General features: G+C 60.2%; 7 protein-coding genes. 5 read left to right on the forward strand and 2 right to left on the reverse strand.

Annotation, left to right across the window (positions count from 1 at the left end; translation table 11 throughout):
• The 5 genes from AC6RA8_RS19850 to AC6RA8_RS19870 form a co-directional block, all read left to right on the forward strand.
• A partial coding sequence (locus AC6RA8_RS19850) for a cell division protein FtsZ (protein WP_500355164.1) occupies positions 1 to 1,133 on the forward strand: 1,133 nt, incomplete at its 5' end.
• Between the two features lie 197 nt (positions 1,134 to 1,330).
• The gene (lpxC, locus tag AC6RA8_RS19855) at positions 1,331 to 2,254 is read left to right on the forward strand and encodes a UDP-3-O-acyl-N-acetylglucosamine deacetylase (RefSeq protein WP_500355166.1); all 924 of its coding nucleotides are present in this window, start codon (positions 1,331 to 1,333) and stop codon (positions 2,252 to 2,254) included.
• A 107-nt stretch (positions 2,255 to 2,361) separates the two neighbouring features.
• Positions 2,362 to 3,231, forward strand: a complete 870-nt coding sequence (locus AC6RA8_RS19860) for an outer membrane protein assembly factor BamD (RefSeq protein WP_500355168.1) — start codon at positions 2,362 to 2,364, stop codon at positions 3,229 to 3,231.
• A gap of 40 nt (positions 3,232 to 3,271) precedes the next feature.
• Positions 3,272 to 4,921 carry a DNA repair protein RecN gene (gene recN / locus AC6RA8_RS19865; RefSeq protein ID WP_500355170.1) on the forward strand — a complete coding sequence of 550 codons (1,650 nt, stop codon included), beginning with the start codon at positions 3,272 to 3,274 and terminating at the stop codon, positions 4,919 to 4,921.
• A gap of 96 nt (positions 4,922 to 5,017) precedes the next feature.
• Positions 5,018 to 6,706: a chloride channel protein gene (locus AC6RA8_RS19870; protein ID WP_500355172.1), complete on the forward strand. Its 1,689-nt coding sequence runs from the start codon at positions 5,018 to 5,020 to the stop codon at positions 6,704 to 6,706.
• Between the two features lies 1 nt (position 6,707).
• Here the strand turns inward: AC6RA8_RS19870 and AC6RA8_RS19875 are convergent, their stop codons facing one another.
• Positions 6,708 to 7,052, reverse strand: a complete 345-nt coding sequence (locus AC6RA8_RS19875) for a DUF427 domain-containing protein (RefSeq protein WP_500355174.1) — start codon at positions 7,050 to 7,052, stop codon at positions 6,708 to 6,710.
• Between the two features lie 76 nt (positions 7,053 to 7,128).
• Entirely contained in the window at positions 7,129 to 7,278 is a 150-nt protein-coding gene (locus tag AC6RA8_RS19880; protein WP_500355176.1) for a M24 family metallopeptidase C-terminal domain-containing protein, read from the reverse strand.
• Between the last annotated feature and the right edge of the window lie 14 nt (positions 7,279 to 7,292).

Below are 7,292 nucleotides of genomic sequence, written 5' to 3' on the forward strand. Positions count from 1 at the left end.
TGTTCCGGCTGGCGAACGAGAAAACAACCTTTACCGAAGCCTTCAGCATGGCAGATGACGTGTTGTATCAAGGTGTTAAGGGGGTGACCGACCTGATGGTGCGTCCAGGTCTGATCAACCTCGACTTCGCGGACGTCCGTGCCGTGATGGACGAGATGGGCAAGGCCATGATGGGTACTGGCGAGGCCGATGGCGAAGATCGCGCCATCCAGGCGGCCGAGAAGGCCATTGCCAACCCGCTGCTCGACGAAATCTCGCTGCGCGGCGCGAAGGGTGTTTTGATCAACATCACAGGCGCACACGACCTGACCCTGTTTGAACTGGACGAAGCCGCCAACCGCATCCGCGAAGAGGTGGACCCGGATGCCAACATCATCGTAGGTTCGACCCTCGACACGGCGATGGAAGGCAACATGCGTGTCAGCGTGGTTGCGACAGGTATCGACGCGTCTGATGTACAAAGCGAAATCCCCGTCCCGCGCCGTTCGATGGCTGCACCGCTGAGCCAGACTGTGACATCGGAAGAACTCGCGCCTGCTCCGGTTGCGGACCCGATGCCAGAGCCTGCACCAGCCCCGGTTGCGGCAGCCGCAGAAGAGCCATCGTTGTTCCAGGAGATGGACGTTCAACAGGTCGCCGCACAAGACATGGCCGAGGACATCTTTGCGGATGAAACGCCAGCCGCCGCAGAGGATGATCTGCCTCCGCCTGCATACCAGCCGCAGGTGGCTGCGTTCTTCGAACCAAAGCCGGATCCGGCAATTACCCCAGCGGAAGAGTTTGTTGCACCACGCGCACCGGCGCCTGGCACACCATCACCCGAAGCACTGGCGCGTTTGCGCGCGGCCACGCAAAAAGCTGCACCTGCTGCAACACCTGCACCACAGACCGAACAGCCTGCCGCGCCGGCTGCAGAGAAGCCGCGCTTTGGTATCAACTCCTTGATCAATCGCATGACAGGCACAGCCGAAGGCGCGCCAGCAGGGCAGGAGCGTCCCGCGCGTCATCAGCCTCCGGTCCAGGGAAATGGCGCTGCACCGGCGCCGGCGCCCGCACCGCGCCCGGCCGAAGCCGTTGATCCAGATCAGGAGCGGATTGAAATTCCGGCCTTCCTGCGGCGCCAAGCGAACTAAAATCCGGTCACAAACCGGTGTGAGGGCTGCCATATGGTAGCCCTTTTACTTATGTATTTTCAAGAAGTTACTGGGTGATGCGCGCATTGCTGCGCAGCTGTTACATACATGTTTCATACCGTTGCAAAGAGTGAGTTGTGTGTTTGATCACTCCACCTTAGCTCTGGCGGTGTCAGAAACTGTGGTGGGTGGACCCCGTGCAAACGACCGTCAAAGGACCAGTTGTTTTTACCGGATGCGGATTGCATTCCGGAAAACCTGCGCGTTTGACTGTGCGCCCTGCCATGGCGGAGCATGGTATCTGGTTCCAGCGCACTGACGTTACGGATCGCGATGCGCTAATCCCGGCGCGCTACGATGTGGTTCGCCAATCCCCTTTGTGCACGACACTCGTGAACGAGGCTGGCGTATCGGTTGGGACCGTCGAACACATCATGGCGGCCATTGCTGGCTGTGGTGTTCACAACGCCCTGATCGAAATTGACGGCCCCGAAGTCCCGATTGTCGATGGTTCGGCCTTGCCGTTCGTGCGCGGCATCATGCGGCGCGGTCTGCGCAGGCTTCCGGCACGCGTGCGTGCGTTCGAAGTCCTGAAGCCGGTGACTGTCACCCAAGGCGATGCAACAGCAACCATTGCACCTTCGGATGTTGTGCGGATCGACTTCCACATCGATTTCGCGGATCCAGCTATCGGACGCCAGTCGAAGTCGCTGAATATGTCCAACGGCAGCTTTGCGCGCGAGTTGAGCGACAGCCGCACCTTCTGCCGTCAGGATGACGTAGAGCTGATGCAGGCCAATGGCTTGGCTCTGGGCGGAGCGCCGGGTGTCAATGCGGTTGTCTTTGACGGAGACCGGGTATCGAGCCCGGGTGGTCTGCGCCACTCGGACGAGCCCGTACGCCACAAGATGTTGGACGCGCTTGGCGATCTTGCCTTGGCCGGCGCGCCGATCATTGGCCACTACACGGGCACGCGGGCAGGGCACACGTTGACCAACCAATTGCTGCGTGAACTCTTTGCAACACCCGGCGCTGTGCGCATGGTGACATGCGACGAAGAGATGACCGCACGCCTGCCCGGATCGGGTTTGGTATGGGACGAAATCCCCGAAGTCGCTTGATCCGCGCCGTCCGGATAAATCGTCATTTCATCCTCTCGAAACTTTATGCTAGAGACGGGCAAACAGCCTGAAACAGGCGGTGCTGAGCATCTTGGGGGTGGCAAGGAATGACCCGCGGAAAATCCATTACGCGCCTGGCGGCTGTCGTCACAATCGCAACGTTGGTTGCGGCATGCGGCAACAGCAATGGACGGCCCACAACGGGCGGTTTCTTCAATCGCCAGGAAGTGCCGCTGGAGAACTTCACCGCCGAACAGATCTTTGAACGCGGGGAATTTGAGTTGGAAGGCGGACAGCTGACCGAGGCTGCTTTCTACTTCTCTGAGATTGAACGTCTCTATCCCTATTCAGATTGGGCGCGTCGCGCACTTATCATGCAGGCCTTCGCCCATCACCGCGACAAGGATTACCCGAACAGCCGATCCGCCGCGCAACGCTTTATCGACTTTTACCCGGATGATGATGATGCGGCTTATGCCCAGTATCTGCTGGCTCTCAGCTACTATGATCAGATCGACGAAGTTGGCCGGGACCAGGGCCTGACCTTTCAGGCGCTGCAATCGCTGCGCGAGGTCATCGAACGCTATCCGGACAGCGAATACGCCAGATCGTCGATCCTGAAATTTGATCTCGCGTTCGACCACTTGGCCGGCAAAGAGATGGAAATCGGCCGCTACTATTTGCGGCGCGACAACTTTTCGGCGGCAATCAACCGTTTCCGAGTTGTGGTCGAGGATTTCCAGACCACCAGCCACACGCCCGAAGCGTTGCACCGCTTGGTCGAGGCATATCTGTCCCTCGGCCTCACGGACGAGGCGCAAACGGCTGGGGCGATCCTCGGGTACAACTTCCAATCCACGGAATGGTATCAGGACAGCTTCAATCTGTTGACGGGGCAGGGCCTTCAGCCAAACGCGCGCGGAAACAACTGGTTGTCGCAAATCTATCGCCAGATGATCAGGGGGCGGTGGCTCTGATCTCAGGGCAAGGCGTGTCGGCCTTAATGAGGGTCTGTTGATGCTGCGCGGGTTGGATATCTCCGACATGCTGATTATCGACCGGTTGGAACTGCAATTCCAGCCGGGCCTCAACGTGCTGACCGGAGAAACCGGCGCAGGCAAATCCATCCTGCTGGACAGTCTTGGGTTTGTTCTGGGGTGGCGCGGCCGTGCGGATCTGGTGCGTCAGGGTGCTGCGCAGGGCGAGGTTACGGCATGGTTCGACCTGACGGATGATCACCCCGCGCGGACTGTGTTGGACGAGGCTGGGCTGCCAGCCGAAGACGAATTGATCCTGCGGCGTGTGAACACGGCAGATGGGCGCAAAACGGCCTGGGTGAACGATCGCCGCTGTTCCGGGGAAGTGCTCCGGGCACTGTCAGACACTCTAATCGAATTGCATGGTCAACATGATGACCGTGGTTTGCTGAACCCACGCGGCCACCGGGCAATTCTGGATGAGTTTGCTAATCTCGACGCCGCACGCGGCAAGACGCGCAAGGCGTGGCGCACCATGGGTCAAGCCCGCAAAGCCATGGCCGAAGCCGAAGCGGCGATGGCGGCCATCCGGGATGAGGAAGAGTTCCTGCGCCATGCTGTCGCCGAACTGGATGCGCTTGATCCGAAACCCGGGGAAGAGGCCGAGCTCGACACCCGACGCAGGTTGATGCAAGGGGCTGAACGCATTCGCGAAGATGTGCAGCGCGCGCATCAGATACTTGGCCAAGAAGGGGCCGAGGGGGCGATGAGTGATGCCATTCGCTGGCTCGATGGTGTGGCTGACAAGGCGGAGGGTCAGCTTGACACGCCACTTGCCGCGCTGGCCCGTGCGATGGTCGAACTGGACGAGGCAACAGACGGCATCGTGTCTGCGCTGGATCACCTGACGTTCGACCCCACCGAGCTGGAAGACACTGAGGAACGGCTGTTTGCCACTCGCGGGCTGGCCCGCAAGCATGATGTTGTACCCGATGATCTGGCCACATTTGCGGATGGGCTGCGCGCGAAATTGACTGCTCTGGATGCCGGAGATGCGGATCTGGGTCGTCTGCAATCTGCTGTGGTAGAGGCCGAGGCGGCCTATGACGCGGCAGCAGAAAAATTGAGTGCGGCGCGCCGGAAGTCGGCCAAGGCGTTGGACAAGGCCGTGATGGCAGAACTGGCCCCGCTCAAGATGGAGCGCGCCGTTTTTGAAACCCAGATCACCGATGAAGAGCCGGGGCCTGACGGGCGCGATGCCGTGGCGTTTACCGTTGCAACGAACCCCGGCGCACCATCTGGCCCGCTGAACAAGATTGCCTCCGGTGGCGAACTCAGCCGCTTTCTTTTGGCGCTCAAGGTCTGTCTTACGCGCGAGCAATCCGGTCTGACCATGATCTTTGACGAGATTGACCGTGGCGTTGGCGGTGCCACTGCCGATGCAGTGGGCCGCAGGTTGAGCCAGATTGCCCAGACGGGTCAGGTGCTAGTGGTCACTCACTCACCGCAGGTGGCGGCGCTCGGTGCACATCACTGGCGCGTTGAAAAGCAAGTGTCGAAAGGAATGACCACCTCACAAGTTGTACCGCTTGCCGCACCCGAGCGGGTCGACGAGATCGCGCGCATGCTGGCCGGTGACACCATCACTGATGAGGCTCGTGGTGCTGCGCGGGCTTTGCTGAGCGGTTAAGGCCACAGTCGCCGTACTGTGATGCAGCGGGGGCTTTCGCAGGCGCAGCAAAGGGCGTAACGCTGAAGTAGCCACGTATCTTTGTAGCCCGGCCCCATGTCCGCCCCCGACCGATCCATCTTGTCCCAACAACTCGACCTCGCGGTCACCGCGTGCAAGGACGGTTGGCATGTGTTGCGGCACCGTGGGCCGAGCCAAATCCAGTTCTGGTTCATCGCCCTCGCCATCGGGATTGCCGCCGGATTTGCAGCGTTGTTTTTCCGCAAGGGGATCGAGGCGCTGCAGGCGTTTCTGTACGGCACCGAGGATGTCCAATACCTGCACACATTCGCATCCTCACTGCCGTGGTACTGGATTTTGATCATTCCTATTGTTGGCGGTTTGATCACCGGTTTGATCCTGCACAACTTCACCAAAGATGCGGTTGCCCGCAGTGTGGCCGACGTGATCGAGGGGGCCGCCCTACGCGACGGGCGGGTGAGCACGCGCGCCGGGGTCGCCTCTGCCTTTGCCAGTTTCATCACGCTCTCTACCGGGGGCTCAACGGGCCGTGAAGGGCCAGTGGTGCACATCGCGGCCGTCATCTCGACCAAGGTGTGCCGCTGGATCAAGGCCGATGGCGTCACCGGGCGCGATCTGCTGGGGTGCGCCGTCGCGGCTGCCGTCTCCGCCAGTTTCAATGCACCCATCGCTGGCGCGCTCTTTGCCCTTGAGGTGGTGCTGCGCCACTTCGCCGTTCACGCATTTGCTCCCATCGTCATCGCATCGGTGGCGGGCACCGTCATCAACCGGCTCGAATTTGGCGATGTGACCGAATTCATGCTGCCCGACACCAACGAGTTGGTGTTCTATCAGGAGCTGCCCGCATTCCTGCTGCTTGGCCTTACATGCGGCCTCGTGTCGGTGGTTCTGATGCGCTCGATCTTCTGGACAGATGACGTGGCCTCGCGGTTTCAGCATCGCACAGGTATGCCACGCTGGCTGCGCCCTGCGGTCGCTGGCGCACTATTGGGCGGCATGGCAATCTTCTATCCTCACATCATCGGGGTCGGGTACGAAACCACATCCTTGGCCCTGACCGGGAAACTGGCCTTGAACGAGGTTATGGTGTTCATCGTGATGAAGACAGCAGCGGTGGCCGTCACGATGGCTGGGCGTATGGGTGGCGGTGTCTTTTCCCCATCACTGATGATCGGGGCGTTGACAGGCCTCAGCTTTGGCCTCGTGGCAACAGGGATTTTCCCGGATGTCTCTGGATCCGTCACATTGTACGCCCTTGCAGGCATGGGGGCCGTCGCCGCTGCAGTGTTGGGCGCACCCATTTCCACCACACTTATCGTGTTCGAACTGACAGGCGACTGGCAAACGGGTCTGGCCGTGATGGTGGCGGTATCCATGTCGACAGCGTTGTCCTCGCGACTGGTAGATCGGTCATTCTTCCTCACCCAACTGGAACGCCGAGGGGTCCACCTTGCCGCTGGTCCTCAGGCCTACCTGCTGGCGATGTTCCGGGTACGCTCGGTTATGCGCAAGCCGGGGGACGCCCGCATGGCCGACGAATCGCGCTGTTGGGAGATGATCACCGAAGGCATCTATGTCGACGAAAGCGCAACGCTTGAAGCGGCTCTGCCGATTTTTGACACCACAATGGTGCCCTTCATTCCGGTGGTTACGCTGACAGGTGAAAACGCCGCCCCCGAGCTACAGGGGGCCTTGTTCCACGTCGATGCGCTCAAGGCCTATAACCGCGCACTTGCTGCCACGGCGGCGGAAGAGCACAGCTAGATCAGATCTGTTCGACCGTAACGCCGTCCTTGCCGTAGAATGCAAGGTGGTCCTTGATCCGGGCGACATCATCAATGGGGTCCTCATAGGTCCAGACAGCGTTGGCCAGTGTTTGTGACTTCGTGACAACGGAAAAGTAGTTGGCATCGCCCTTGTGCGGGCAATGGGTGGTCTTGTCCGTGCGATCAAGAAAGGCCATCGCGATATCATCACGAGGGAAATAGATGACGGCGGGGTAGTCGCCTTCGCTCAGTTCAAGCGCATTGCTGCTTTCGCCCAGAACAGCCCCTCCTGCACGTACCGTCCATGTGCCGGGTGCCTTGCGGATCGTGATGTGATCAGCCATGCCTGCGCCTCCTGTCGTCAGTGGTTCTACCGTGATGAACGGCAGGTGTAACAGATCAATGAAAGTGCTACCAGACTTACAAAGGTGCGCACGCCTGTACGAGCCACTCCCGGGTCTCATCCGAGACGCGCGGGCCAATTTTCTCAAGAGTTTCAGCGTGATATGCGTTCAACCACGCCCGTGACGTTGCGTCCAGCATGTCCGGCACAATCAGGCGCCGATCAATGGGGGCGAAGGTCA

The sequence above is a fragment of the Tateyamaria sp. genome (genome assembly GCF_059783535.1).